Here is a 24,105-nt window from a genome sequence, read left to right as displayed (position 1 = left end):
TAATAGATGAACTGTTTTAAAATTCTGCGCCGCATCAAGACAGGAAAGGAAGGGTTTATGGTGTTTTATATCAGTTTATTTCTGATTCTTTGGCTGGCTGCTGGGTTTGCAGTGGGAATGAAACAAGTGTATGTCGATCAGCTGTTTGATAAAACTGTGATCGAAAGGCTGGAAAAAGAAGCGAATGATCATGGACACGCTGACCGGATGATCAAACAGCGCGTCCTTTATATTGCAGCAGTGACATTAAGCGGGTTTATTTCTGTTTATTATGAAATGAAAACAATCCCGCAAAGGCGAAACATAAGAAAAATTGAAAAAAACATCATGAAATTAAATCAAGCAAAAAAACGAAAAATGAAGAGAAAATAAAAAATGCGCAGGCCAAAGGGCAGGTGCATTTTTGTTTTGTATGGAAATGGGGGAGGTGGTGCCAGCTTACTTTTCATAAATTCAAAAATGAGAAGAACAGCGCCCGGGCTAATGGTATATAATATTGTGAATTTAACAAAAATTTAACAAGGAGGACGAGAGAATTCGTGCTAAAGCCTCAAAGAGACCTACATCCTGTTGATTTGGACTTAGAGGCGGAGTAGATGAAACCGGCCAAAGTATCCCTGCTCCGCCGTTTGCTCCATTCCTTGAAGCATGTTGATTGTAACATAGCCAAACGTTTTCCATCAACTATTAAAATTGTAAAATTATTGTTAATTTTTATGGTATTTACTCCGATTTCTTCAATTTATGCTGAAGATGTATATCAGAATTTTGAGGAATTAAAAAACAATGAAGATCCTTCTGATTACGACGTTGTTACGAAAGAAACCGGAAGCCCTGTTCTTGTTTTAGCTATTCACGGAGGAGGTATTGAAGGCGGGACAAGTGAAGTAGCGAGAGAGCTCAGCAAAGAGTACTCGATGTATTTATTTGAAGGCTTAAAATCGGCAGGAAACTCAGTCCTGCACATTACGAGCACGCACTTTGATGAACCTCGGGCCCTTAAAATGACGGGAAACCATGAATATGTCATTTCATTACACGGGTACGCAGAAGAAGATCAGCAGATCGAAGTCGGCGGTACAGATCGCGTAAGAGCGGCGGATTTAGTTGAGAAATTGCAGCATGCCGGTTTTCCTGCTGTATTGCTCAATACGGACCATCCACATGCGGGCGTTAGTCCGAATAACATTGCAAATAAATCAAAAACAGGTTTAAGTATCCAGATAGAAATGAGCACTGGCTTTCGAAAGTCTTTGTTCGGCATCTTTTCTTTAAAAAGCAGAGCTGTTACTCAAAATGAGAGGTTTTATGAGTTTACAGAAGTAATGTTCCGTTTTCTCAAAAATAGCTACTGAAAAATAGGAGGCGATAAGACAGCCTCCTATTCTTTATGCTTCTCATTCGTTTCGGGAAACAGCTCGTCCGCGGCTTCCGTTTGATACTGCAACGTGTTATCTCTCGCTGACAGTTCATTTCGGAAATTTTCATCAAGTACATTTTTCAGTAAATACCGATGAAAAAAGTATTCAAAAACAGTAAGACAGGCAGCAGAAAGGAGAGCTGCTCCAAATGGTGAGAAATCGTTTCTTGTTTGGGTTAAAACAAATACCCAAAGAATAACGAATGAAAGGCCAAAGTCAGCCAATGAAGCTGTAATATTGTTTGTTCTGGGTAAGACGAGCATGTCACCAGAAAGATAAGAAACAAAACCTAAGAAAAGTGCAATAAACATCACACTTAAAAAGGATGCGTGATAGACTCTGTCCAAAATCACATATAAAAGGGCGAGAGTGAAAGCAATCTTTGAAGCAAGCGCAATGATATGTTTCATTTGACCACCTAAATTGTTATTTTTTGAAGGAAATTCTTGGGCGTAAACAAGTGATAAATAATGCAATTCAAAACCATTCATAATGTCATGTTACTATTTTAAACAGTCCGTTTTTGTTTACACTGGTATTTTTTTCAGCTGTATGAAACTTTCTTATGAAAAAGTCGTATATGTGGATGATCAGCTTTCAAGGGGGGAATGATTTGTGGAGATAAAAGGAATCAATCACTTGCTATTTTCAGTTTCGCATTTGGATACATCGATTGATTTTTATCAAAAAGTGTTTGGTGCAAAGCTATTGGTAAAGGGAAGAACAACTGCATATTTTGATATGAACGGCATCTGGCTAGCTCTTAATGAAGAACCAGACATCCCGAGAAATGACATTAAGCTTTCTTATACCCATATTGCTTTTACAATTGAAGATCATGAATTTGAGGAGGTGTCAGCTAAATTAAAAAGACAACATGTCAATATTTTGCCTGGCAGAGAACGAGATGAACGCGATCGAAAATCAATTTATTTTACCGACCCTGACGGCCACAAATTTGAATTTCATACCGGAACCCTTCAAGACAGGCTTCGATATTACAAACAAGAAAAAACGCATATGCACTTTTATGATGAAACGGCCTTTTGATATCACAACCATATTTCATATAAGGTTAAATTGAAAGAAGGGTGTTGGGGGAGACTTTATGTTTGGGGAAGGTTTCTACCCGACTTGTTCAACGATGCCATATCTTTTGAACTGCACAAGTGATTGGGTGAAGGTGAAATTGAAATACACATTACATTTTATATGAAGAAAGCGAGCTGTTTTAACAGAAATATGAACTAATTAAACTGTGTACTAAATTTTCATTATATTTCAATTGCCTCGCCCCTTAATAAATATGAAACCGCATCCTTCCACGACCTAAAAAATGAAACGTTTTTAAGAAGATAGCGTCTAATATTCTAAACGTTCATATTTTGATAAAAGTTTCCTGAAGGAAAGAAAATTTCTTGACTTCAACAATCTTTTGGTGGATAATTATGGTGTAAACATGATGTTCTTTTTCCTCCTATTCAGGCTCGCACCCAAAAGTCAGGGCGAGCCTGCTTTTTTTGAACAACAAACCCCCTCTCCGTAAAGGAAGAGGGGGTTATTTCATGCATCTGATAGATCAATAGATTAATGGACGGTTCTGAACACGCCAATCACTTTCCCTAGAATGCTGACATTCTGCAAAATGATAGGTTCCATCGTTGGGTTCTCAGGCTGCAAGCGAATGTGGGTATCCTCTTTATAGAATCGTTTTACAGTTGCTTCATCATCTTCTGTCATCGCAACTACAATTTCCCCATTGTTCGCTGTGTTTTGCTGTTTAACGATGACATAGTCCTTATCGAGAATACCGGCATCTATCATACTGTCTCCCATAATCTCCAGCATAAATACATGCTCGTCTGGAGGAACCATGCGGTCAGGGAGCGGAAAATATTCTTCAATATTTTCTACTGCTGTAATAGGAGATCCCGCCGTGACTTTCCCGATGACCGGTACATTAACGACCTGGCTTTGCGGAATGTCTACTTCTTCATCAAGAATTTCTATTGCTCTTGGTTTTGTCGGATCCCGTCTGATCAGTCCTTTTGTTTCCAAGCGGGCCAAATGGCCGTGGACAGTAGAGCTGGACGCAAGCCCGACAGCCTCTCCGATCTCTCTAACGGAAGGCGGATATCCTTTTGATTTAACCTCTGCTTTAATAAAACGGAGGATATCAAGTTGCCTTTTTGATAGCTTCGTCATTTTTCGCACCTCAAAACGTCGATTTTAAGAAGATTATAGCATGATTTTCCTTACAGTACAAACATAGGTTCGAAAAAACAATTGACAGAAACGTTTGTTCGTATATACTGAAATTATAAAAATGCGAACAAACATTCCTGTTGGGGGTTATGATCATGAGTAAAGAATCTATTATTTTTGTCGGTCTGTTCACAGTGATTTTGAGCGCGGTTATCCTTATGCTGTCATATACAAGCAGCGGCCAGGAGCTTAATCAGTATGTTAAAATAGAAGTCCAGCAAGGCGACACACTTTGGTCAATTGCTGATCAGGTAGCAGATACAAAAAAGATAAACAAAAATGATTTTATTGAATGGGTAGCTGATAAAAATCAACTACAGACATCTGATATCCAGCCGGGTGATGAGTTAGTGATCCCATTGAAAAAGAAGCATCAGGATGCATATGAATTGGCAACTGTAAGATAGAGAGGAAAGAGAGATAAAATGAAAGCACTCATTTATGCCCGTGTAAGCACAAATAAAGAACAGCAGGAAACGTCATTAAAGCGGCAGGAGGAGGAGCTTACGGCCATTGCAGCGGAGAACGGCATGGAAGTGGTCAAAGTGATTTCAGAAAAAGCCAGCGGATATGAAATGGATCGGGATGGTGTATTTGAGCTGCTTGATGAGATTAAGAACGCTGGAATTGATGTCATTTTGGTTCAAGACGAGACAAGGCTCGGGCGGGGAAACGCAAAAATCGCACTGCTTCATTGTATTTACAGAGAAGGTGTGAAAGTCTATACAACGGCTCACAGAGGTGAACTGGAGTTATCGGAGGCTGACTCAATGGTCTTGGAAATCGTCAGCATTGTGGAAGAGTATCAGCGAAAGATTCACAACATGAAAATCAGACGGGGAATGAAGCGTGCAGTAAAAAACGGTTTTAAACCGCAAAAAAACTTAAAAAACCAACATGAGAACAGTGGAAAAGAAAAAATAGAGGTGCCAATCTCTGAGATCGTCCGCCTAAGAGCGAATAAACTGACGTTTGCTGAAATCGCGGCTACCCTAAGAGGGTTTGGCTATGATGTCTCTAAAGCAACCGTTCACCGGCGTTTTCAGGAATACATAGAGAATGAAGAGACAGCAGAGTGAATCAGTTGTAAAACTTTTTTTGATCTAGTACTATATAGACAAAATGCAATAAAGGAGTTTAACATGATTTCAAACGCGAAAATTGCCAGAATTAATGAGCTTGCTGCCAAAGCTAAAGCTGGCGTTATTACAGAAGAAGAAAAAGCCGAACAGCAAAAGCTCCGTCAAGAGTACTTGAAAGGTTTTCGTTCTTCTATGAAGAACACGTTAAAAAGTGTGAAAATCATTGACCCAGAAGGCAATGATGTAACACCGGAAAAGCTAAAAAGAGAACAAAGAAATAACAAACTTCACTAATATAAGAGGAATACGGCAATATCGTATTCCTCTTTTGCATATACTATAATCAAAACTCTTATGTGACAAAATTCAACAAGTTTCTCTCAAATTTAAGCTGAAACAGTTGAGAAAAAGTCGTCAGACATTTATGATGTAAGGGTACAACACATAAGGAAGGGGATTTTTATGGATACAATTGAAAAGAAATCAGTTGCTACCATTCGCACACTGTCAATAGACGCTATTGAAAAAGCAAATTCTGGTCACCCAGGGATGCCGATGGGAGCCGCTCCAATGGCATACACGCTGTGGACAAAATTTATGAACGTAAGTCCGGCAAACCCTGGCTGGTTTAACCGTGACCGTTTTGTTTTATCTGCTGGACACGGGTCAGCACTATTATACAGCATGCTTCATTTAAGCGGGTTTGATCTTAGTATTGAAGATCTTAAGGGATTCCGCCAGTGGGGCAGCAAAACACCTGGACACCCGGAATTCGGACATACTGCCGGTGTTGATGCTACAACAGGACCGCTTGGTCAAGGAATTGCCATGGCAGTCGGTATGGCAATTGCTGAACGCCATTTAGCGGAAACATACAACCGCGATTCATTTAACGTAGTCGATCATTATACATACAGTATTTGCGGTGATGGTGATTTAATGGAAGGTATTTCTTCTGAAGCCGCTTCACTCGCAGGCCATCTTCAGCTTGGCCGTCTGATCGTACTATACGATTCTAATGACATCTCTCTTGATGGAGACCTCGACCGTTCATTCTCTGAAAACGTGAAACAGCGTTTTGAAGCAATGAATTGGGAAGTTCTTTATGTTGAGGATGGAAACAATATTGAAGAATTAACAGCGGCTATCGAAAAAGCACGCCAAAATGAAAAGAAACCTACATTAATTGAAGTGAAAACGACAATCGGATTCGGTTCACCTAACCGTGCCGGTACATCCGGTGTTCACGGTGCGCCGCTTGGTAAAGAGGAAAGCAAATTAACAAAAGAAGCTTACGCGTGGACGTATGAAGAAGACTTCTACGTTCCGTCAGAAGTTTATGAGCATTTCGCTGCAGCTGTTAAAGAATCAGGTGAGAAAAAAGAACAAGAATGGAATGCTCAATTCGCTAAATATAAAGAAGTTTATCCTGAACTTGCTGAACAGCTTGAACTGGCAATCAAAGGAGAGCTTCCGAAGGACTGGGATCAAGAGGTTCCTGTGTATGAAAAAGGAAGCAGCCTGGCATCCCGTGCATCTTCCGGTGAAGTTCTCAACGGACTTGCGAAAAAAATTCCTTTCTTTGTCGGAGGTTCTGCTGACCTAGCGGGATCGAACAAAACGACTATTAAAAATGCCGGTGATTTTACAGCGGTTGATTACTCAGGCAAAAACTTCTGGTTTGGTGTACGTGAATTTGCGATGGGTGCAGCCTTAAACGGTATGGCGCTTCATGGCGGTCTTCGTGTATTCGGCGGAACTTTCTTTGTCTTCTCTGATTACCTCCGTCCTGCGGTTCGCCTTGCAGCGTTAATGGGCCTTCCTGTGACATATGTCTTCACACATGACAGTATTGCGGTAGGTGAAGACGGTCCGACGCACGAGCCTGTTGAACAGCTTGCTTCACTCCGTGCGATGCCTAACCTTTCTTTGATCCGTCCAGCAGACGGCAATGAGACAGCAGCAGCATGGAAGCTTGCAGTGCAAAGCACTGACCACCCAACAGCGCTAGTGCTTACACGTCAAAACCTTCCTACCATCGATCAAACATCTGAAGAAGCATTGGCAGGAGTAGAAAAAGGTGCATATGTCGTTTCTAAATCTAAAAACGAAACACCTGACGCTCTTCTCATCGCTTCCGGATCAGAGGTAGGTCTTGCAATTGAAGCGCAGGCTGAATTGGCAAAAGAAAATATCGATGTTTCTGTTGTCAGCATGCCTTCAATGGACCGTTTTGAGAAACAATCTGATGAATACAAAAACGAAGTCCTTCCTGCAGATGTGAAAAAACGTCTTGCAATTGAAATGGGCTCATCATTTGGATGGGGCAAATACACGGGGCTTGAAGGTGACGTTCTCGGCATAGACCGATTCGGTGCATCTGCTCCAGGTGAAACCATCATTAACGAATACGGCTTCTCAGTTCCGAACGTAGTGAATCGAGTTAAGGCATTAATCAATAAGTAAGCTTTTGAAAGAGGATGGGTCAAATCATCCTCTTTTTCTTGTTTATCCGACAAAAATAGTATTGGCTGTTTAACAGTAATAGACAATTCTTTCTTTTCTTCTTTTGTATAATAGAGAGCAAATGAAATGCTGCTGGAAAAGGGGATGAAAAGATGGAACGTCACTACTATACGTACCTGATCAAAGAGGAATTTGCCAATCACTATTTCGGCCGGGAATCGGTTATGTTTGAGCTGTTTCAAGACTATCATTGGACAAGCCTTGAAAAGCAGCAGTATGAAATGACAGAGAAACAGATTCAATATATTACACAACCAATCCCGATTTTACATATGCATCAGCGGTTAAAATTGAATTTAAACAAGACGGATTACAGGCAGCTGGATTATATTTATAGAATAGCTTTGCCGAAAGCAAAAGGCCATGCGACGTTTATGATGAAGGAGCACATGATAGAAATTGTGGCTTCGGGAGATTACGAGGCAGAAACGATATTCTTTGAAGTGTTAAGAAAAGTAAGCCCTTGCTTTTTAGCAATGGATTTCAATTCGAAGCGTTACGGATGGCTAAATCCGGTGAAAGAAAGAAATTTTGTCTAAAACCGAAGAAAAAGAGATGTAAATGTTGTATAATAGCTTTTGGTTTAGTACACTTTAAACTAGACAACATGAAGGAGGAAATAAAATGACTTTATGGGTTGGCATCCTAGTGGGCGTTGTTGCATTGCTCATAGGTGTTGCACTCGGGTTTTTTATTGCTCGTAAATATATGATGAGCTACCTGAAAAAGAATCCGCCTATTAATGAACAAATGTTACGCATGATGATGATGCAAATGGGAATGAAACCTTCTCAAAAGAAAATCAATCAAATGATGAAAGCCATGAATAATCAAACGAAATAATACGTAAAGATTATGATATAGAGAAACATGGTTATAAAATAAAAAACCCTTATACGGGTTTTTTATTTTGCAATCATTCATCACCCGCTACTGCTCGAAGGCGCTGCTTTTGATATTGTATGAGAAGATGGTCAAGCTCCTGACTGAGCTCTATCGTAATATGAGATGTCATTCCGTTCGCCATGACAATTTGCAGCAGCTCTGCTCTTTTTTTTTCAATTTCTTTTAATAGATGCTCTCTAATCACAGGGATGTATCCTTTCATACATTAGATCTTCAAAGTGAATGTTTATATTATATCCATATTTATACTAATTTTCAAATGAGAAGGAGTATAATGTCTCAATGTCAAATTAAATTATATAAGTTTTTTCTGAAAATAGAAATCCTTCAAGTGAAAGTGTTAAAAAAATGAAATGATTTTGTCATAACTTGAAGGAATGTCAAATCATGAAGGGATGATGACATGGGAGACGTGAATTATTTTTTGACATTCGGAGCGGGGTTTTTATCCTTTATTTCGCCTTGCTGCCTGCCGCTTTACCCAGCTTTTTTGTCATATATTACAGGGGTCAGCATGGACGATGTAAAAACAGAAAAGCTGCTGCTGCAGAAAAGAAGCCTGTTTCATACTTTGTGTTTTTTGCTTGGCTTTTCAGTCATTTTTATTGCTTTAGGCTATGGAACATCTTTTATTGGCAGCCTGTTTAGGGATTATCACGATGCGATTCGGCAAATTGGCGCGTTGCTTATTATTTTGTTCGGTTTCATTACACTAGGTGTGTTCCGGCCTGAGGCTATGATGAAAGAACGGAGAATCCATTTTAAGCATAAACCAAGCGGGTTTTTAGGGTCGGTCTTAATTGGAATGGCATTTGCAGCTGGATGGACACCATGTACCGGTCCGATATTAGGTGCTGTTATCACACTTGCAGGCACCAATCCGGGCTCAGCGGTGCCATACATGATGTTATATGTACTCGGTTTTGCGGTACCGTTTCTTTTATTGTCTTTTTTTATCACAAAGCTGAAGTGGATAAGGAAGAACCAGCTTTTCATTATGAAAGCTGGCGGCGTTTTGATGATTGTGATTGGTGTGCTGTTATTCTTTAATTGGATGAGCCTGATCATTATTTTGCTGTCAGATCTTTTTGGAGGCTTTACTGGTTTTTGACGGTAAATTACTTTCGTACTACTACTAATCCTTTTGTTTTTGGTACAATAAGACTATTATCTGTGGAAATCGATTGTTGGAGGGGAATATGACAAGAGTTTTAGTTGTAGACGACGCCAAGTTCATGAGAGTAAAAATCAGAGAGATCTTGGAAGAGGCAAATTACATAATCGCAGGCGAAGCGGCGGACGGTGAACAAGCAGCGGACCTGTATAAAAAACTGCGCCCGGACCTTGTAACAATGGATATTACAATGCCGGTGAAAAACGGCATTAAAGCGCTTCGTGATATCTTAACCTTTGATCCTAAAGCGAAGGTCATCATGTGCACTGCCATGCGCCAGCAAAGAATTGTAACGGAAGCAATTGAGCTGGGGGCAAAGGATTTTATTGTTAAGCCGTTTGAGGAAACAAAAGTGCTGGAAGCTGTAAGCCGCGTTATGGGACATTAAAGTCATTTCTTTTCAAAATGGTTTTTTTTATTGTTTTGGAGTATAGTATATAGTATCAACACTCCGAGAAACAAAGGAATGATAAGTATGATGATTATAGTTTCATCGATTATTGCTGTGTTAATGGCTGTAGCTGTGATGGTGGTCAGAATAAAGTCCTCTGACAAGCCCGTTTCACCAAAAAAAATCATTCTTCCGCCGATTTTTATGAGTACGGGAGCGTTAATGTTTTTATTTCCGGTATTTTGGGTAACTGGTGCAGAGTTTTTGGAAGCATTCACTTTAGGTGTGATTTTCTCTATTTTTCTAATCAAAACTTCTAAGTTCGAAATTAAAAATAATGAAATTTACATGAAACGCTCTAAAGCATTTGTTTTTATATTAGTCGGTCTTTTGGTGATCAGAATCGTGATGAAATCGATCTTGAGCACATCAATTGATTATGGTGCACTGAGCGGAATGTTTTGGATTCTGGCTTTCGGTATGATTGTGCCTTGGAGAATCGCCATGTATTTATCATATCGAAAACTTCATAACGAGCTGCAGTCAGCTAATATTCAAATGAATTAAAAAACCTTTCCTCTTGTCAGGAAAGGTTTTTTATTTGAGAAGGGTCTGATAAGGTTCCAAATCGATTTTTTTGTCCCGCAGATGCCTTTTTAAGAAGGTATGGTCTCTTTTAGGAGTTGCGAGAATATAGCCTTTGATCATAAGTTGCTGATCAATCTTTGCTACCTTTTCTTTTAATGCAAGCTCACCGATTTTGCCTGCGATTTTGACTTTTGCTGCATCTCTGAACAGTTCTGGCACCGGCGCAGTCAATTCATTTAGAAACTGTTTGTTTTCATCGTTCCATAAATGTCTGCTGTTTTCAATATAGTAATCCTGCCAATCAAGCTCTGATCTGCCGTCCTCTTTTGGTAAACGTTTTAAAAACTTTCGAAACATGAAAAAACCGCCGATTGATAATAAGACTACCATCATGATCACCCAAAACAGAATAAACCATAAAAACCATCCTTCCAGCATCAATCATTCCCCCTTATTCTAACCATATTGTATACGAAGAGAGATTAGAAGAACACAGTAAAAAAGAATAGAAAAAAGTGATAGACGTCTAGTCAAAAGAGATAGTAGATCATATTCTATTGTATAGTGAATCTGCTATTTGGCCATGGGAGAGTCACTAGAGGGTATTTGACGATAAATGGACGGAAAAAAAGTCACTTTCATAATAGGGGATGAAAGTGACTTTTTATGTTTAGCTGAGAGGAAATTGAAGAGAAAAAGAAGAGCCATCTTCTGTTTCTTTATTGACGGCGACTGTGAGTATTTGATTTTCGCATTCGGCTTGAATGGTTTTGTCATTAAAATAAAAAGGAAGCATCATTTGTTTTTCAAAAGTCTGTCCTGACGATTTGACAGCTAAGATGAACTCGCATCCAGAAAGGGTAACTGTTACTTGTGTAGGCTGTAAAAAAGTCAGATCCGCTTCTATAATATACTGCTGACTTGTTTCATATAAATCAATAGGCAATGTTTCGTCGTACCAGGCGAAGGGGTCTTCAAAAAATTGCCGAAGCCATTCATCCATACTATCGAAATCATTCGCATCGTTGCGTTTTGAATGGTTCATGGAAGCATTCCTCCACATATCAACCTTGCTTAACATCATATGCGGTGGATTATAAATGGGTGAACGCATAAAAAAACAGACACTAAGGTCTGCTTTTCTTACATATCATGGCTTGAGTTGTGCTTTTGTCTTGTATGGTTTCGGTTCTTTACTTTTTTGCTTCCGCTTAGAGGCTCGGGTTGTCCGGGATTGTGTCCTTTAGGGGCGTTTTTATGCATATCTTTACTTGTATTCTTATTGGTCATAAATTGAGAACCTCCTTAAAAGAGTTCGGTGTTATTGATTGGTTTTTCTTTTTTTGTTATTTTGGCGTTCTGCTTCAGTCAGTACAAGCTGGTCGTTTTCAATATAGCCGGCGCCTTTGCCTTGGCTTTTTGCGTCATTCATTCCGTTAATGACGTGATTCGCTTTTCTTTTGACCATCATTATCACCTCAATCATAATATGGCTCCTTTTACTGTGTTATATGAGAGAGCGTAAACAGTAAAAATTACCGGTACATTTTTCTCATAAGTCGAACTTATTGTATTTAATAAAAACATTGATATTTACTTATGTATGATTTTGTTTTAATATGAAATTGTGAGAAAATTGTGATGGAATGTAATGTTCATCTGAGAATGATCTGATCTGAAGGGGGATTTTGGAGAATGGCAAACGAGCAAAAAACTGCAGCAAAAGACGTTTTCCAAGCGAGAAAAACGTTTACTACAAATGGGAAAACATATCATTACTACTCTTTAAAAGCGTTAGAAGATTCAGGTATAGGAAAGGTTTCGAAGCTTCCTTATTCCATCAAAGTTCTTTTAGAATCAGTATTGCGTCAAGTTGACGGCTTCGTTATCAAAAAAGAACACGTGGAAAATTTGGCAAAATGGGGAACTGCCGAATTAAAGGATATCGACGTTCCGTTCAAACCGTCTCGTGTTATTTTACAAGACTTCACAGGGGTTCCGGCAGTAGTAGATCTGGCTTCACTGCGTAAAGCAATGGCAGCTGTCGGCGGAGATCCTGATAAAATCAACCCTGAAATTCCTGTTGATCTCGTTATCGACCACTCTGTACAGGTAGATAAAGCGGGTACAGAAGATGCATTAGCAGTAAATATGGACTTGGAATTCGAAAGAAATGCAGAGCGCTACAAATTTTTAAGCTGGGCAAAGAAAGCGTTTAACAATTATCAGGCAGTGCCGCCTGCAACAGGTATTGTGCACCAGGTTAACCTTGAGTTCTTGGCAAGTGTTGTCCATGCCATTGAAGAAGACGGCGAGCTTGTAACGTATCCTGATACGCTTGTCGGAACAGACTCACACACAACAATGATTAACGGTATCGGTGTTCTCGGCTGGGGTGTCGGTGGAATTGAAGCTGAAGCGGGAATGCTTGGACAGCCTTCTTACTTCCCAGTTCCAGAGGTAATCGGCGCGAAACTTGTCGGCAAGCTTCCAAACGGAACAACAGCTACTGACTTGGCGTTAAAAGTAACACAAGTGCTGCGCGAAAAAGGCGTTGTCGGTAAATTTGTTGAATTCTTCGGGCCAGGAGTTGCTGAACTGCCGCTCGCAGACCGCGCAACAATTGCGAACATGGCTCCGGAATATGGTGCTACATGCGGATTCTTCCCAGTAGATGAAGAAGCGCTCAACTACATGCGCCTGACAGGCCGTGATCCTGAACATATTGATGTTGTCGAAGCGTACTGCAGAAGCAATGGCTTGTTCTACACTCCTGATGCGGAAGACCCTCAATTTACTGATGTGGTTGAAATTGATCTGTCTCAAATTGAAGCGAACTTATCAGGTCCAAAGCGTCCACAGGATTTAATTCCGCTTTCTGCTATGCAGGAAACGTTTAAAAAGCACTTAGTCAGCCCTGCGGGTAACCAAGGGTTCGGTTTAAACGCTGAGGAAGAAAATAAAGAAATTAAGTTTAAACTCCTTAACGGCGAAGAAACAGTTATGAAAACGGGTGCGATCGCCATTGCTGCTATTACAAGCTGTACGAATACATCAAACCCATATGTTCTGATCGGCGCCGGACTAGTAGCGAAAAAAGCGGTTGAGTTAGGGCTTAAGGTGCCTAATTACGTGAAAACGTCACTTGCACCGGGTTCTAAAGTCGTTACAGGATATCTTGTGAATTCAGGCCTTCTTCCATACATGAAAGAGCTTGGCTTTAACCTCGTTGGGTACGGCTGTACAACATGTATCGGGAACTCAGGTCCGCTTTCACCAGAAATCGAAGAAGCGGTTGCGAAAAATGATCTTCTGATTACGTCTGTCCTTTCCGGAAACCGTAACTTTGAAGGACGTATTCACCCGCTTGTTAAAGGCAACTATCTTGCTTCACCACCGCTTGTTGTGGCATATGCGCTGGCTGGAACGGTAAACATTAACTTGAAAACCGATCCAATCGGTGTGGGTAAAGATGGTCAAAACGTATACTTTAACGATATTTGGCCGTCAACAGACGAAATCAATTCACTTGTTAAGCAAACTGTTACGCCTGAGCTCTTCCGTAAAGAGTATGAAACGGTATTTGATGACAACGAGCGCTGGAACGAGATTGAAACAACAGATGAAGCGTTATATAAATGGGATAATGAGTCAACTTACATCCAAAACCCACCATTCTTTGAAGAGATGTCTGTTGAACCAGGCAAGGTTGAACCATTAAAAGGTTTGCGTGTTGTCGGTAAATTCGGCGATTCAGTCACAACTGACCATATTTCTCCTGCGGGGGCAATCGGAAAAGATACGCCTGCCGGAAAGTACTTGCAAGAAAAAGGTGTTTCTCCTCGTGACTTTAACTCCTACGGTTCCCGCCGCGGAAACCATGAAGTCATGATGAGAGGAACATTTGCAAACATTCGCATCAAAAACCAAATTGCACCGGGTACAGAGGGCGGATTTACGACGTACTGGCCGACTGGTGAAGTAACATCCATCTATGATGCGTGCATGAAATACAAAGAAGATAAAACTGGTCTTGTCGTATTAGCAGGAAAAGACTATGGTATGGGATCTTCACGTGACTGGGCTGCAAAAGGAACAAACCTTCTTGGCATCAGAACGGTCATTGCCGAGAGCTTCGAAAGAATTCACAGAAGCAACCTTGTATTCATGGGTGTGCTGCCGCTTCAGTTTAAACAAGGTGAAAATGCGGATACACTCGGCTTAACGGGTAAAGAAGTCATCGAGGTAGATGTTGATGAAACAGTTCGTCCTCGTGACCTTGTGACGGTAAGAGCAATCAATGAAGACGGCAATGTAACAACTTTTGAAGCAGTCGTCCGCTTTGATAGTGAAGTTGAAATTGATTACTACCGCCATGGCGGCATCCTTCAAATGGTGCTTCGTGAAAAAATGAAGCAGTCCTGATGAATCAATAGGAAGAGAAGGCATTTCGCTTTCTCTTCTTTTTATGACACAATTTATGACACAATGTGCTGCGGAGGTGGCATATGCTGAAAAAATGGCTCGCAGGGATCCTGCTTATCATGCTTGCCGGTTATACGGGATGGAATTTATATCAAACATACAGCAAAAAAGAAGTCGGAATTCAAGAGGGGAAACAAGCACCTGATTTTTCTTTGAAAACGCTGTCAGGAGAGAAAAGCTCTTTACAGGATGCAAAAGGCAAAAAAGTGCTGCTCAATTTTTGGGCAACTTGGTGTAAGCCGTGCCGTCAGGAAATGCCTGCAATGGAAAAGTTACAAAAAGAGTACGCCGACAAACTTGCGGTTGTTGCGGTAAATTTCACTTCAGCTGAGAAAAGTGAGAAACAGGTCCGAGCGTTTGCTGATACGTATGATTTAACGTTCCCCATTCTGATTGATAAAAAAGGGATCAATGCTGACTATAACGTGATGTCATATCCAACGACATATATCTTAGATGAAAAAGGTGTTATCCAAGACATACACGTTGGCACCATGACAAAAAAAGAAATGGAACAAAAACTGGATCTTGATTAGATTCAGTTTTTTTATGCTCAGATATGCTTACAAGTTTTCAGAATTGGAAAAAATAAAAGAATATGCGGAGGTGAGAAGCGTGAAGAAGATGAGAAAACGTTCTTTTCATGAGCTCGTCATGGAAAACAAAAAAGAGCTGATGACCAATACAGAGTATTTAAATCAGCTTGAGGAAAAGCTTGAACAGCGATTTAAGCAAAAATAACCTTTAATTTGTATTCATGTTTACCCCTCCTTTTGAGAAACCTATCTGTTGAGGAGGGATAAACATGGGAAACAACAAGAAAAACGGTCAGCCTCAATATGCTCCAAGCCACTTGGGTACAAAGCCTGTAAAATATAAAGCCAATAAAGGGGAAAAAATGCATGATACTTCAGGTCAGCGGCCGATCATCATGCAGACAAAAGGCGAGTAGCGAAAAATCGAGTTTATTTCTAGGAGGTACATCCGAATGACAAAGAACCAAAATCAATATCAGCAGCCTAATCCTGATGATCGTTCTGACAATGTGGAAAAATTGCAGGATATGGTTCAAAATACAATTGAAAATATAGAAGAAGCAGAAGCATCAATGGAGTTTGCTTCAGGAGAAGATAAACAGCGTATCAAAGAAAAAAATGCAAGGCGCGAACAGAGCATCGAAGCGTTTCGTAATGAAATACAGGACGAATCTGCAGCGAGACAAAACGGATACCGTTCTTAAAAAACCAGGGAAACCTGGTTTTTTTCTTTCTGATTTGATTATGGTAAAATGGGGCTAAATTGACGTTAAGGGAGCAGAGTAATCTTGCATGTATCAAAAAAAGAAATAGAAGTGCGTTATGCAGAAACAGATCAAATGGGAATTGTCTATCACGCAAATTATCTTGTGTGGATGGAGGTCGGCAGAACGGCCTTGATTAAGGACTTAGGCTTTTTATATAGTGATATGGAAAAAAGAGGCGTTCTATCCCCAGTCGTTGATATCAACATTTCCTATAAAAAGCCGCTTCATTACGGAGAAACCGCGGTTATACATACATGGATAGAGGAATATAACGGCTTTAAAACCGTCTATGGTTATCACATTTATAATCCGGCCGGTGAGCTTTCCATCAAAGCCACCTCATCTCATATTTGTGTGGATAAAGAAAGCTTTAAGCCAATTCAATTCCGCAAAGCTTTTCCTGATTGGCACACAGCATATGAAAAGGCCAAAAAATAGGGAAGTGAACGGGATATGGCGTTTGGTGTGAAACGGGAGGAACTTAACCGGTGGAAACAAGCAGTGAAAAGAGGAGAAATCGCATTTTTAACACATTACTGGCTGGATGACCGATTTCCAGAAGCAAGGACTGTGACAAAAGCCGGCTGTGCAGACATTGATAAGCTGGTTCAGTGGGGAGCGGCGTACGGGTTAAAAAAAGAATGGCTCCATAAGAAAAGTGAATTTCCTCACTTTGATCTATTGGGTGAGACCCAAAAATATATTTTGGAACAAGAAAACCTAACCGATCATCTTATACGATTTCATTTGTAAAAAAAGAACGCACATGATGTGCGTTCTTTTTTATTGGTATTCAAAAACCGGTTCATCAGCGTCTTCTGAATAGCTGACGAGAAGGTCGTGGTTATCAAAGTACCATAAATCACTTTCTTCAATAAAGAAGGTAATGCCATCAGCTTCTGCAGTGACTCCAGCCTCTTGTGGCGCATCTTTCGCTACACCGAGAGAAAAACCCTTTTGAACATTGCTGCAGCCTCCATAGCGGACGAAAAAGCGAACCTGGTCTCCGCTTTCCAAATCGAGTTCTTCTTTATACCAGTTCAATGCGTCTTCGTTAATTGTCATATTCATAACAGAACACCCCTTTGTTCTTCATTTGAATTTTCTCTATTATAAACGTATTAGGCTATTCTGTGTCAAAAGAGAAGTTTTTTAAGCTTATAGCCATTTTACTTTAGGTTCTGTTTTATTGATAATTCGTTTAATGTTCGCCCGGTGTCTGTATATCACAAAAATAGTGAGCAGGGTAACGACAATCAATAAATACGTATCATGGACAAAGAAACTATATATAACAGTATAGATCCCTGTTAACATCGATGAGAGAGAAACAAATTTAGTCAAGTATAAAAAGATGAAGAATACCGCAACCATCGTGATAAATAACAGGGGTGCGTAAAATAGCAAAACGCCTCCTGATGTCGCCACGGCTTTACCGCCTTTAAATTTGGCGAAGATGGGAAACACGTGGCCTAAAACCGCAAAGACTCCTGCAAGAAGCGGGTGAATATCAACATGCATGAGAAAAGGCAATGCAGTTGCCAGTGTCCCTTTCAAAATATCTCCGGCTATGACGACCGAACCAGCTTTTACACCCAATGTACGGAATGCATTGGTAGCGCCTAAGTTGCCGCTTCCGTGCTCCCGAATATCAATTCCCTTGGCAAGCTTGCCCACAATTAAGCCAGATGGAATGCTGCCTATCAAGTAGGCCAAAATAATCAATAAAGCAATTAACATCTACATTTCTCCTTTTTCAAATTCCCTTCTTTTTATTTTAACATGAGATGTCATGATCTGATGATAAGTTTTTTTGTAAAGTTTGCTTACAAATCCAATCAAACATGCATCATATTTTGATTTCTCCTGTTTTGATCGTGTAAAATAAGTGGAAAAGGAGTGACACACGATGCAAAACCCTTCTAAAGCGGAAATTAAAGAGATTCTTCAAAGAAGCAAACGTATAGCGGTAGTAGGGCTTTCAGACCGTCCGGATAGAACGTCACATATGGTTTCAAAAGCAATGCAGGACGCGGGTTATGAAATTATCCCTGTGAACCCGACAATTGATGAGGCGCTAGGTGTCAAAGCCGTTTCATCTTTAAAAGAGATTGACGGTCCGATTGACATCGTAAATGTATTCCGGCGCTCAGAACAGCTTCCTGGAGTGGCGGAAGAGTTTTTAGAGACAGATGCGCCAGTATTTTGGGCACAGCAAGGGCTAGTTAATGAGGAAGCATACCAGATGCTAAAAGAAAAAGGCAGAACGGTTATCATGGATCTGTGCATAAAAGTGGCACACGCTGTAACAAAATAGGTGCAGAACTGCAAAAATCCTTGTAAATTCAAGGATTTTTGCTTTTTAATTTTAAGATATTGTTTGCGTATTACGGTGAAACAGATACAATAAAGCTTGAACAGCTTTTTTTGAATACCTTGTCCAGCTGGGTTTCGGCCGTTCGATTTGCGAAGGTCTGCTGCTTTATATATAATAAACAAACATACGTTCTCATGGTGTGAAAACAGCACTAGCCGATGTTTTGAGAAGAACTGATTCGTTAGCTCTATGTTGCGATTGCAAACATATTGGTTATAATGAGGAGTCCAAGGCAGTACTGGCTCGAGGCGAGGTTTATAAAAAATATCTTATATACAAATGATGTGTAACACTGAAAAAGAGAAAGACAATGTTAGTTTTTGAAAGGGGTTTGTACGTTTGGCTAGAAAACAGCAATTTGATTACAACGAAGATGCCATACAGGTGCTCGAAGGCCTTGAGGCTGTCAGGAAAAGGCCGGGTATGTATATTGGCTCTACTGACGCGCGGGGTTTGCACCACTTGGTTTATGAAATTGTAGATAACTCTGTCGACGAGGTGCTTGCCGGCCATGGAGATCACATAATCGTCAAAATACATAAAGACAATAGTATTTCTGTACAGGATAGAGGTCGCGGCATGCCGACCGGAATGCATAAGCTCGGCAAACCAACCCCTGAAGTGATTTTAACGGTGCTTCATGCCGGAGGAAAATTCGGCCAAGGCGGCTATAAGACAAGCGGCGGGCTCCACGGAGTTGGTGCATCAGTCGTGAATGCTTTATCTGAATGGCTGACGGTTACCATTGAGCGGGACGGTTTTGTCTATCAGCAGCGATTTGAAAATGGAGGAAAACCGGTTACATCTCTCGAAAAGATCGGCAAAACAAAAAAGACGGGAACTCTTACACACTTTAAGCCAGATCCAACGATGTTCAGCACAACCACTTATAATTTTGAAACGCTCTCTGAGCGCTTAAGAGAGTCTGCGTTTTTGTTAAAAGGACTGAAAATTGAGCTGATTGATGAACGCAATGACCAGCATGAGGTCTTTTATTATGAAAACGGTATAGAAGCGTTTGTTGCTTACTTAAATGAAGAAAAAGACGTCTTGTCTGAAGTGGTCTCGTTTGAGGGTGAGCATCATTCTATAGAAGTGGACTTTGCGTTCCAGTTTAACGATGGTTATTCTGAAAATATTTTGTCGTTTGTCAACAATGTCAGAACAAAAGACGGCGGGACGCATGAGTCAGGTGCAAAAACTGCGATGACGCGTGCTTTTAATGAATATGCGCGAAAAGTGGCTTTGCTGAAAGAAAAGGATAAGAACCTTGAAGGCACCGATATAAGGGAAGGGCTTTCAGCCATTATTTCTGTCCGCATTCCTGAGGAGCTTCTTCAATTTGAGGGACAAACAAAAGGAAAGCTCGGTACCAGTGAAGCAAGATCAGCGGTTGATGCGATTGTTTCAGAGCAGCTTGCTTACTTTTTAGAGGAAAATCGGGACACCGCAACGCTTCTTGTCAAAAAAGCAATCAAGGCGAGCCAGGCGCGCGAAGCGGCACGCAAAGCCCGTGAAGAAGCAAGAAGTGGCAAAAAACGGAAAAAATCAGAAGCGACTTTAAGCGGAAAACTGACGCCTGCGGGTTCAAGAAACCCGGCAAAAAATGAATTGTATCTCGTTGAGGGAGATTCAGCAGGCGGGTCAGCCAAGCAGGGAAGAGACCGCAGATTCCAAGCGGTTCTGCCTTTACGCGGTAAAGTCATTAATACAGAAAAAGCTAAGCTTGCTGATATCTTTAAAAATGAAGAGATCAATACGATCATTCATGCGATCGGCGGGGGAGTCGGAGCAGATTTCTCAATCGATGACATCAACTACGACAAAATCATCATTATGACCGATGCCGATACTGACGGCGCCCATATTCAAGTGCTGCTTCTTACCTTTTTCTATCGCTATATGAAACCGCTCATTGAGCATGGCAAGGTGTTCATTGCATTGCCACCTTTATATAAGGTCAGTAAAGGAAGCGGGAAGAAGGAAATCATTGAATATGCATGGTCTGATGAAGAGATGGGTGATGTCCTGAAAAAAGTCGGCAAAGGCTATACCATTCAACGATATAAGGGTCTTGGAGAGATGAACGCAGACCAGCTGTGGGAAACGACGATGAATCCGGAGTCCCGCACACTTGTTAGGGTCAAAATTGACGATGCGGCACGTGTAGAGAGACGTGTGACGACGTTAATGGGAGACAAAGTAGAGCCGCGCAGAAAGTGGATTGAGAAAAACGTCGCTTTCGGCTTAGATGAAGAAAGCAATATTTTAGAAAATGAAAACTTATCGGTCGCTGAGGAGGTTTAATGATTGTCACAGCCAGAATTATTTCATGATTTACCATTAGAAGAGGTGATCGGCGACCGTTTTGGACGCTACAGTAAATATATTATTCAAGACAGGGCGCTGCCCGATGCGAGAGACGGATTAAAGCCGGTACAGCGCAGAATTCTGTATGCGATGCATACAGATGGAAACACGTTTGATAAAAACTTCAGAAAAGCGGCCAAAACGGTCGGTAACGTCATCGGTAACTATCATCCGCACGGTGACAGCTCGGTTTATGAAGCAATGGTGCGGATGAGCCAGGATTGGAAAGTTCGTAATGTGTTAATCGAAATGCATGGAAACAATGGAAGCATCGACGGAGATCCCCCGGCAGCCATGCGTTATACAGAGGCACGATTATCTCCGATTGCATCTGAGCTTCTTCGGGATATTGACAAAAACACGGTTGAATTTGTGCCGAACTTTGATGATACAAGCAAGGAGCCTGTCGTACTCCCGGCGATGTTTCCTAACCTATTGGTCAACGGATCTACCGGGATTTCAGCAGGATACGCGACCGACATTCCCCCTCATCATCTGGGAGAAGTCATTGATGCTGTCATTAAGCGTATTCAAATGCCATCTTGCTCTGTTGATGAACTCATGGAAGTCATTAAAGGGCCTGATTTTCCGACAGGCGGTATTATTCAGGGCGTTGACGGGATAAGAAAAGCTTACGAAACCGGAAAAGGAAAAATCATTATCCGCGGAAAGGCTGAAATTGAAACAATTAGAGGCGGACGAGAACAAATTGTCATTACTGAAATTCCATTTGAAGTAAATAAAGCAAACCTTGTAAAAAAAATGGACGAGTTCCGTATTGATAAAAAGGTTGAAGGCATCTCAGAGGTTCGTGATGAAACGGATCGAACAGGGCTGAGAGTGGTCATTGAACTGAAAAAAGAAGCTGATGCCAAAGGCATTTTGAATTTCTTATACAAAAACACTGATTTGCAGATCACATATAACTTCAATATGGTGGCTATCCATAACCGCCGTCCGATGCTGATGAGCCTGCCGTCTATTTTGGATGCATATATCGGACACCAAAAGGAAGTTGTCACAAACCGGTCCGTTTACGAGCTACAAAAAGCAAAAGACAGACATCATATCGTAGAAGGGCTCATGAAAGCTTTGTCTATTTTGGATGAAGTGATTGCAACAATCCGTTCTTCTAGCGATAAACGTGACGCTAAAAACAATTTGATCGCCAAATATGAATTTACAGAGCCTCAGGCTGAAGCCATCGTGTCATTGCAGCTATATCGTTTAACCAATACAGATATCACAGCGCTTAAGGAAGAGGCAGAAGAGCTCGGTAAAAAAATTGAAGAGCTCGAATCTATTCTGAGCAATGATAAAAAACTGCTAAAAGTGATTACAAACAGCTTAAAAGCACTGAAAAAGAAATATGCAGATACAAGACGCTCCGTGATTGAAGAAAAAATTGAAGAAATTAAAATCAATCTCGAAGTCATGGTTGCATCTGAGGATGTATATGTAACCGTTACGAAGGATGGTTACCTAAAACGGACGAGCCAGCGCTCATTTGCCGCTTCCAACGGTCAGGACTTCGGAATGAAAGATACGGACAGGATGCTGCATCAGTTTGAAATGAATACGACGGACGTGCTGCTACTCTTTACGAACAAAGGAAGCTACATCTATTGTCCTGTTCACCAGCTGCCTGATATCAGATGGAAGGACATGGGCCAGCATTTTTCAAACCTGATCACTATTGACCGTGATGAAACGATTGTAAAGGCCATACCGATAAAAGAATTTGATCCGTCGGCATATCTTCTATTCTTTACGAAAAACGGCATGGTGAAAAAGACAGAGCTCACCCATTATAAAGCACAGCGTTATTCTAAGGCGCTTGTGGCCTTAAATCTGAAGGGTGAAGATGAACTGATTGATGTACATGTAACAAATGGGGAAAGCCAGATCTTTATGGCCACTCACTTAGGGTACGGTCTATGGTTTGGAGAAGACGAAGTGAATGTAGTTGGCGCGCGTGCGGCAGGTGTCAAAGGGATTAACTTAAAAGAGGATGACTTTGTTGTCTCCGGTGAGATTCTTCAGCAATCTGATTCAATTGTCTTGTTCACACAGCGGGGAGCGGTAAAACGCATGAGTCTTTCTGAGTTCGAGAAGACATCCCGCGCAAAACGCGGTGTCGTAATGCTAAGGGAACTGAAAAAGAATCCTCACCGTGTTGTAGCACTGTTCGCTTGCGATCTTGAACAGCGACTAATGGCAGAAACAGAAAAAGGCGACAGAAGAGAACTGCAGGCAAAAGAGTTGCGGACAAACGACAGATACAGCAATGGCTCTTTCTTTTTTGATGAAGAGGAATCAGGTAAGGTTACAGCTGTTTGGCGCCTTCATACAGAACAATAATAAAAAACCCGCTCATACTATATGAGCGGGTTTCGTTTGTTTTTTATCAGCTTTCATGGTTGGTGAATAGATCTGTTACAGCATGAATGACTTCAATCCCCTGCCATACAAATAAATTCAGCGCTGTGAAAGAAAATAAGCCTAAAATCACCATTCTTAAGATAAACAACATGTTAAACAGCCTCCTCATATTTTCGTTACATAATCGGGTGATGTTGAACATGAAGTTTGCCGAAATAAGACGATTGATAAAATTTGGCCAGTATAAAGCTTTTTTTCCGCTGACGTCTGCGGGAGTATCCCGTACTTTTGCTTTCAGCGGTCAGCAGCAGAACAGCCATTGCCCATAAAGCGGTCAGCGTAAATGCCCCTGTGATGGATTTCTTCTCATCATCAGCATTTTGGCCGGCTTTCATTTCATGCATTTCCTGCTGGTCGGCTACGGCTTTATAATGATGGCCGATATCAAAGGCGTGGGGAATTGAGAACAAATGAAAACTGGCAATCGCCAAGAATAAGATGGATGCTTTCAATATCGTTACTTTTTTCAAATGATCTCCCCCTCCTTTAATATTACTGAATATTTTTATAATAATACCCCAATCCATCCTAAAAGTAAACCTGATTTATTAAATTTAAAAATAAATTTAACCTTGTTAAGTATATATCTTTTTGCTTATTTTTGAAAGAGAAAACTTCTTTTATTAGCGTATGTATACCCGGTTTATGGTGTGAATAAAAACATATTTTAAATGATATGTTTGTTGTTTAGGGTTTATTACTTTATTTATGTGCTAAATCAAAGAGAAAGGCAAGAGAATGGGAAGAAATGATTACATTGTTAATAGGGTACTCT

At 40.8% G+C, this 24,105-nt stretch carries 33 protein-coding genes and 1 pseudogene; 23 read left to right on the top strand and 11 right to left on the bottom strand.

What is annotated here, in order from left to right:
- Window positions 1–57 precede the first annotated feature (57 nt).
- Window positions 58–372, top strand: a complete 315-nt coding sequence (locus tag ACQVGT_RS11150; protein WP_174616646.1) for a hypothetical protein — start codon at window positions 58–60, stop codon at window positions 370–372.
- Between the two features lie 224 nt (window positions 373–596).
- Window positions 597–1,355, top strand: a complete 759-nt coding sequence (pghL, locus tag ACQVGT_RS11145) for a gamma-polyglutamate hydrolase PghL (RefSeq protein ID WP_015383761.1) — start codon at window positions 597–599, stop codon at window positions 1,353–1,355.
- Between the two features lie 26 nt (window positions 1,356–1,381).
- On the opposite strand, the gene ACQVGT_RS11140 is transcribed toward pghL, so the two are convergent.
- A complete protein-coding gene (locus ACQVGT_RS11140; protein WP_015483284.1) occupies window positions 1,382–1,831 on the bottom strand; it encodes a YndM family protein in 450 nt (149 codons plus the stop codon).
- Between the two features lie 205 nt (window positions 1,832–2,036).
- On the opposite strand from ACQVGT_RS11140, the gene fosB reads away from it, so the two are divergent.
- Window positions 2,037–2,471 carry a metallothiol transferase FosB gene (fosB, locus tag ACQVGT_RS11135; protein WP_015383763.1) on the top strand — a complete coding sequence of 145 codons (435 nt, stop codon included), beginning with the start codon at window positions 2,037–2,039 and terminating at the stop codon, window positions 2,469–2,471.
- Window positions 2,380–2,637 (top strand): annotated as a pseudogene (locus ACQVGT_RS11130) (hypothetical protein). The gene fosB and the pseudogene ACQVGT_RS11130 overlap by 92 nt, the downstream one beginning before the upstream one ends.
- Before the next feature lie 371 nt (window positions 2,638–3,008).
- On the opposite strand, the gene lexA reads toward ACQVGT_RS11130, so the two are convergent.
- Window positions 3,009–3,626: a transcriptional repressor LexA gene (lexA, locus tag ACQVGT_RS11125; RefSeq protein WP_003238209.1), complete on the bottom strand. Its 618-nt coding sequence runs from the start codon at window positions 3,624–3,626 to the stop codon at window positions 3,009–3,011.
- A 149-nt stretch (window positions 3,627–3,775) separates the two neighbouring features.
- Between lexA and yneA the strand changes: the two genes are divergently transcribed.
- The 6 genes from yneA to ACQVGT_RS11095 all read left to right on the top strand — a co-directional run bounded on the left by yneA (window position 3,776) and on the right by ACQVGT_RS11095 (window position 8,137).
- Window positions 3,776–4,093 (top strand): cell division suppressor protein YneA, encoded by a 318-nt coding sequence (gene yneA, locus ACQVGT_RS11120; protein ID WP_003231598.1) that lies wholly within the window; start codon window positions 3,776–3,778, stop codon window positions 4,091–4,093.
- Window positions 4,094–4,111: 18 nt separating this feature from the next.
- Window positions 4,112–4,765: a YneB family resolvase-like protein gene (locus tag ACQVGT_RS11115; protein ID WP_015383764.1), complete on the top strand. Its 654-nt coding sequence runs from the start codon at window positions 4,112–4,114 to the stop codon at window positions 4,763–4,765.
- A 63-nt stretch (window positions 4,766–4,828) separates the two neighbouring features.
- The gene (locus ACQVGT_RS11110) at window positions 4,829–5,062 is read left to right on the top strand and encodes a DUF896 domain-containing protein (protein ID WP_003231595.1); all 234 of its coding nucleotides are present in this window, start codon (window positions 4,829–4,831) and stop codon (window positions 5,060–5,062) included.
- A 168-nt stretch (window positions 5,063–5,230) separates the two neighbouring features.
- A complete protein-coding gene (gene tkt, locus ACQVGT_RS11105) occupies window positions 5,231–7,234 on the top strand; it encodes a transketolase (RefSeq protein ID WP_015483285.1) in 2,004 nt (667 codons plus the stop codon).
- Between the two features lie 152 nt (window positions 7,235–7,386).
- Window positions 7,387–7,833, top strand: a complete 447-nt coding sequence (sirA, locus tag ACQVGT_RS11100) for a sporulation inhibitor of replication protein SirA (RefSeq protein ID WP_015383766.1) — start codon at window positions 7,387–7,389, stop codon at window positions 7,831–7,833.
- A gap of 85 nt (window positions 7,834–7,918) precedes the next feature.
- On the top strand, window positions 7,919–8,137 hold the full coding sequence (locus tag ACQVGT_RS11095; protein WP_003221221.1) for a YneF family protein: 219 nt from the start codon (window positions 7,919–7,921) through the stop codon (window positions 8,135–8,137).
- 73 nt (window positions 8,138–8,210) lie between these two features.
- Here the strand turns inward: ACQVGT_RS11095 and ynzD are convergent, their stop codons facing one another.
- On the bottom strand, window positions 8,211–8,384 hold the full coding sequence (gene ynzD / locus ACQVGT_RS11090; RefSeq protein WP_010886518.1) for an aspartyl-phosphate phosphatase YnzD: 174 nt from the start codon (window positions 8,382–8,384) through the stop codon (window positions 8,211–8,213).
- Between the two features lie 219 nt (window positions 8,385–8,603).
- Between ynzD and ccdA the strand changes: the two genes are divergently transcribed.
- From ccdA to ACQVGT_RS11075, 3 genes are all read left to right on the top strand, one after another.
- Window positions 8,604–9,311: a cytochrome c-type biogenesis protein CcdA gene (ccdA, locus tag ACQVGT_RS11085; protein WP_015383767.1), complete on the top strand. Its 708-nt coding sequence runs from the start codon at window positions 8,604–8,606 to the stop codon at window positions 9,309–9,311.
- 88 nt (window positions 9,312–9,399) lie between these two features.
- Window positions 9,400–9,762 (top strand): response regulator, encoded by a 363-nt coding sequence (locus ACQVGT_RS11080; RefSeq protein ID WP_003245707.1) that lies wholly within the window; start codon window positions 9,400–9,402, stop codon window positions 9,760–9,762.
- A gap of 78 nt (window positions 9,763–9,840) precedes the next feature.
- On the top strand, window positions 9,841–10,332 hold the full coding sequence (locus tag ACQVGT_RS11075; protein WP_072174017.1) for a CcdC family protein: 492 nt from the start codon (window positions 9,841–9,843) through the stop codon (window positions 10,330–10,332).
- Window positions 10,333–10,362: 30 nt separating this feature from the next.
- On the opposite strand, the gene yneK is transcribed toward ACQVGT_RS11075, so the two are convergent.
- From yneK to sspO, 4 genes are all read right to left on the bottom strand, one after another.
- Window positions 10,363–10,791: a DynA interaction protein YneK gene (gene yneK / locus ACQVGT_RS11070; protein ID WP_015383768.1), complete on the bottom strand. Its 429-nt coding sequence runs from the start codon at window positions 10,789–10,791 to the stop codon at window positions 10,363–10,365.
- A 232-nt stretch (window positions 10,792–11,023) separates the two neighbouring features.
- Window positions 11,024–11,416, bottom strand: coding sequence for an outer spore coat protein CotM (cotM, locus tag ACQVGT_RS11065; protein ID WP_080030670.1), 393 nt, complete (start codon window positions 11,414–11,416; stop codon window positions 11,024–11,026).
- A gap of 80 nt (window positions 11,417–11,496) precedes the next feature.
- A complete protein-coding gene (locus ACQVGT_RS11060) occupies window positions 11,497–11,643 on the bottom strand; it encodes a small acid-soluble spore protein P (protein ID WP_003221237.1) in 147 nt (48 codons plus the stop codon).
- Between the two features lie 31 nt (window positions 11,644–11,674).
- Complete coding sequence (gene sspO / locus ACQVGT_RS11055) at window positions 11,675–11,821, bottom strand: small acid-soluble spore protein SspO (RefSeq protein ID WP_003244839.1); 147 nt, start codon at window positions 11,819–11,821, stop codon at window positions 11,675–11,677.
- A 227-nt stretch (window positions 11,822–12,048) separates the two neighbouring features.
- Between sspO and acnA the strand changes: the two genes are divergently transcribed.
- From acnA to ACQVGT_RS11020, 7 genes are all read left to right on the top strand, one after another.
- Complete coding sequence (gene acnA / locus ACQVGT_RS11050) at window positions 12,049–14,778, top strand: aconitate hydratase AcnA (protein ID WP_015383771.1); 2,730 nt, start codon at window positions 12,049–12,051, stop codon at window positions 14,776–14,778.
- An 83-nt stretch (window positions 14,779–14,861) separates the two neighbouring features.
- Window positions 14,862–15,374 carry a redoxin domain-containing protein gene (locus ACQVGT_RS11045; RefSeq protein WP_003231571.1) on the top strand — a complete coding sequence of 171 codons (513 nt, stop codon included), beginning with the start codon at window positions 14,862–14,864 and terminating at the stop codon, window positions 15,372–15,374.
- Window positions 15,375–15,453: 79 nt separating this feature from the next.
- The gene (locus ACQVGT_RS11040) at window positions 15,454–15,579 is read left to right on the top strand and encodes an FbpB family small basic protein (RefSeq protein WP_003244964.1); all 126 of its coding nucleotides are present in this window, start codon (window positions 15,454–15,456) and stop codon (window positions 15,577–15,579) included.
- A gap of 64 nt (window positions 15,580–15,643) precedes the next feature.
- Complete coding sequence (sspN, locus tag ACQVGT_RS11035; RefSeq protein ID WP_003231569.1) at window positions 15,644–15,790, top strand: acid-soluble spore protein SspN; 147 nt, start codon at window positions 15,644–15,646, stop codon at window positions 15,788–15,790.
- A gap of 36 nt (window positions 15,791–15,826) precedes the next feature.
- Entirely contained in the window at window positions 15,827–16,078 is a 252-nt protein-coding gene (gene tlp / locus ACQVGT_RS11030; RefSeq protein WP_003231568.1) for a small acid-soluble spore protein Tlp, read from the top strand.
- An 84-nt stretch (window positions 16,079–16,162) separates the two neighbouring features.
- Window positions 16,163–16,579 (top strand): YbgC/FadM family acyl-CoA thioesterase, encoded by a 417-nt coding sequence (locus ACQVGT_RS11025; protein WP_015383772.1) that lies wholly within the window; start codon window positions 16,163–16,165, stop codon window positions 16,577–16,579.
- 15 nt (window positions 16,580–16,594) lie between these two features.
- Window positions 16,595–16,894, top strand: a complete 300-nt coding sequence (locus tag ACQVGT_RS11020; protein ID WP_015383773.1) for a hypothetical protein — start codon at window positions 16,595–16,597, stop codon at window positions 16,892–16,894.
- Window positions 16,895–16,924: 30 nt separating this feature from the next.
- Here the strand turns inward: ACQVGT_RS11020 and ACQVGT_RS11015 are convergent, their stop codons facing one another.
- On the bottom strand, window positions 16,925–17,212 hold the full coding sequence (locus tag ACQVGT_RS11015; RefSeq protein ID WP_003231562.1) for a HesB/YadR/YfhF family protein: 288 nt from the start codon (window positions 17,210–17,212) through the stop codon (window positions 16,925–16,927).
- An 87-nt stretch (window positions 17,213–17,299) separates the two neighbouring features.
- Window positions 17,300–17,881 (bottom strand): glycerol-3-phosphate 1-O-acyltransferase PlsY, encoded by a 582-nt coding sequence (gene plsY, locus ACQVGT_RS11010; protein WP_003231560.1) that lies wholly within the window; start codon window positions 17,879–17,881, stop codon window positions 17,300–17,302.
- Window positions 17,882–18,050: 169 nt separating this feature from the next.
- Between plsY and ACQVGT_RS11005 the strand changes: the two genes are divergently transcribed.
- The 3 genes from ACQVGT_RS11005 (at window position 18,051) to parC (ending at window position 23,249) form a co-directional block, all read left to right on the top strand.
- On the top strand, window positions 18,051–18,458 hold the full coding sequence (locus tag ACQVGT_RS11005) for a CoA-binding protein (protein WP_003245606.1): 408 nt from the start codon (window positions 18,051–18,053) through the stop codon (window positions 18,456–18,458).
- A gap of 399 nt (window positions 18,459–18,857) precedes the next feature.
- Window positions 18,858–20,825, top strand: coding sequence for a DNA topoisomerase IV subunit B (parE, locus tag ACQVGT_RS11000; RefSeq protein WP_014479944.1), 1,968 nt, complete (start codon window positions 18,858–18,860; stop codon window positions 20,823–20,825).
- Window positions 20,826–20,828: 3 nt separating this feature from the next.
- Window positions 20,829–23,249 carry a DNA topoisomerase IV subunit A gene (gene parC / locus ACQVGT_RS10995; protein ID WP_015383774.1) on the top strand — a complete coding sequence of 807 codons (2,421 nt, stop codon included), beginning with the start codon at window positions 20,829–20,831 and terminating at the stop codon, window positions 23,247–23,249.
- Window positions 23,250–23,295: 46 nt separating this feature from the next.
- Here the strand turns inward: parC and ACQVGT_RS10990 are convergent, their stop codons facing one another.
- Entirely contained in the window at window positions 23,296–23,421 is a 126-nt protein-coding gene (locus ACQVGT_RS10990) for a hypothetical protein (protein WP_003231548.1), read from the bottom strand.
- Window positions 23,422–23,446: 25 nt separating this feature from the next.
- Complete coding sequence (locus tag ACQVGT_RS10985) at window positions 23,447–23,800, bottom strand: hypothetical protein (RefSeq protein ID WP_003245190.1); 354 nt, start codon at window positions 23,798–23,800, stop codon at window positions 23,447–23,449.
- Between the last annotated feature and the right edge of the window lie 305 nt (window positions 23,801–24,105).

The sequence above is a fragment of the Bacillus sp. SCT118 genome (assembly GCF_058566435.1).
The sequence above is the reverse complement of the archived record's forward strand: the minus strand, read 5'-3'. Positions and strand labels throughout refer to the sequence as shown.

Excerpts from the sequence above, each read along its gene's own strand:
- ACQVGT_RS11015 (WP_003231562.1), bottom strand. The coding sequence starts at position 17,212 with ATGAATATGACAATTAACGAAGACGCATTGAACTGGTATAAAGAAGAA.
- plsY (WP_003231560.1), bottom strand. The coding sequence starts at position 17,881 with ATGTTAATTGCTTTATTGATTATTTTGGCCTACTTGATAGGCAGCATT.
- ACQVGT_RS11095 (WP_003221221.1), top strand. The coding sequence starts at position 7,919 with ATGACTTTATGGGTTGGCATCCTAGTGGGCGTTGTTGCATTGCTCATA.
- ACQVGT_RS10990 (WP_003231548.1), bottom strand. The coding sequence starts at position 23,421 with ATGTTGTTTATCTTAAGAATGGTGATTTTAGGCTTATTTTCTTTCACA.
- sspO (WP_003244839.1), bottom strand. The coding sequence starts at position 11,821 with ATGGTCAAAAGAAAAGCGAATCACGTCATTAACGGAATGAATGACGCA.
- sirA (WP_015383766.1), top strand. The coding sequence starts at position 7,387 with ATGGAACGTCACTACTATACGTACCTGATCAAAGAGGAATTTGCCAAT.
- ACQVGT_RS11150 (WP_174616646.1), top strand. The coding sequence starts at position 58 with ATGGTGTTTTATATCAGTTTATTTCTGATTCTTTGGCTGGCTGCTGGG.
- ACQVGT_RS11140 (WP_015483284.1), bottom strand. The coding sequence starts at position 1,831 with ATGAAACATATCATTGCGCTTGCTTCAAAGATTGCTTTCACTCTCGCC.
- tlp (WP_003231568.1), top strand. The coding sequence starts at position 15,827 with ATGACAAAGAACCAAAATCAATATCAGCAGCCTAATCCTGATGATCGT.
- yneA (WP_003231598.1), top strand. The coding sequence starts at position 3,776 with ATGATCATGAGTAAAGAATCTATTATTTTTGTCGGTCTGTTCACAGTG.
- ACQVGT_RS11045 (WP_003231571.1), top strand. The coding sequence starts at position 14,862 with ATGCTGAAAAAATGGCTCGCAGGGATCCTGCTTATCATGCTTGCCGGT.
- ACQVGT_RS11020 (WP_015383773.1), top strand. The coding sequence starts at position 16,595 with ATGGCGTTTGGTGTGAAACGGGAGGAACTTAACCGGTGGAAACAAGCA.
- sspN (WP_003231569.1), top strand. The coding sequence starts at position 15,644 with ATGGGAAACAACAAGAAAAACGGTCAGCCTCAATATGCTCCAAGCCAC.
- ACQVGT_RS11060 (WP_003221237.1), bottom strand. The coding sequence starts at position 11,643 with ATGACCAATAAGAATACAAGTAAAGATATGCATAAAAACGCCCCTAAA.
- ACQVGT_RS11075 (WP_072174017.1), top strand. The coding sequence starts at position 9,841 with ATGATAAGTATGATGATTATAGTTTCATCGATTATTGCTGTGTTAATG.
- ACQVGT_RS11110 (WP_003231595.1), top strand. The coding sequence starts at position 4,829 with ATGATTTCAAACGCGAAAATTGCCAGAATTAATGAGCTTGCTGCCAAA.
- lexA (WP_003238209.1), bottom strand. The coding sequence starts at position 3,626 with ATGACGAAGCTATCAAAAAGGCAACTTGATATCCTCCGTTTTATTAAA.
- yneK (WP_015383768.1), bottom strand. The coding sequence starts at position 10,791 with ATGCTGGAAGGATGGTTTTTATGGTTTATTCTGTTTTGGGTGATCATG.
- ACQVGT_RS11115 (WP_015383764.1), top strand. The coding sequence starts at position 4,112 with ATGAAAGCACTCATTTATGCCCGTGTAAGCACAAATAAAGAACAGCAG.
- ACQVGT_RS11005 (WP_003245606.1), top strand. The coding sequence starts at position 18,051 with ATGCAAAACCCTTCTAAAGCGGAAATTAAAGAGATTCTTCAAAGAAGC.
- ccdA (WP_015383767.1), top strand. The coding sequence starts at position 8,604 with ATGGGAGACGTGAATTATTTTTTGACATTCGGAGCGGGGTTTTTATCC.
- cotM (WP_080030670.1), bottom strand. The coding sequence starts at position 11,416 with ATGTGGAGGAATGCTTCCATGAACCATTCAAAACGCAACGATGCGAAT.
- pghL (WP_015383761.1), top strand. The coding sequence starts at position 597 with ATGAAACCGGCCAAAGTATCCCTGCTCCGCCGTTTGCTCCATTCCTTG.
- ACQVGT_RS11080 (WP_003245707.1), top strand. The coding sequence starts at position 9,400 with ATGACAAGAGTTTTAGTTGTAGACGACGCCAAGTTCATGAGAGTAAAA.
- acnA (WP_015383771.1), top strand. The coding sequence starts at position 12,049 with ATGGCAAACGAGCAAAAAACTGCAGCAAAAGACGTTTTCCAAGCGAGA.
- tkt (WP_015483285.1), top strand. The coding sequence starts at position 5,231 with ATGGATACAATTGAAAAGAAATCAGTTGCTACCATTCGCACACTGTCA.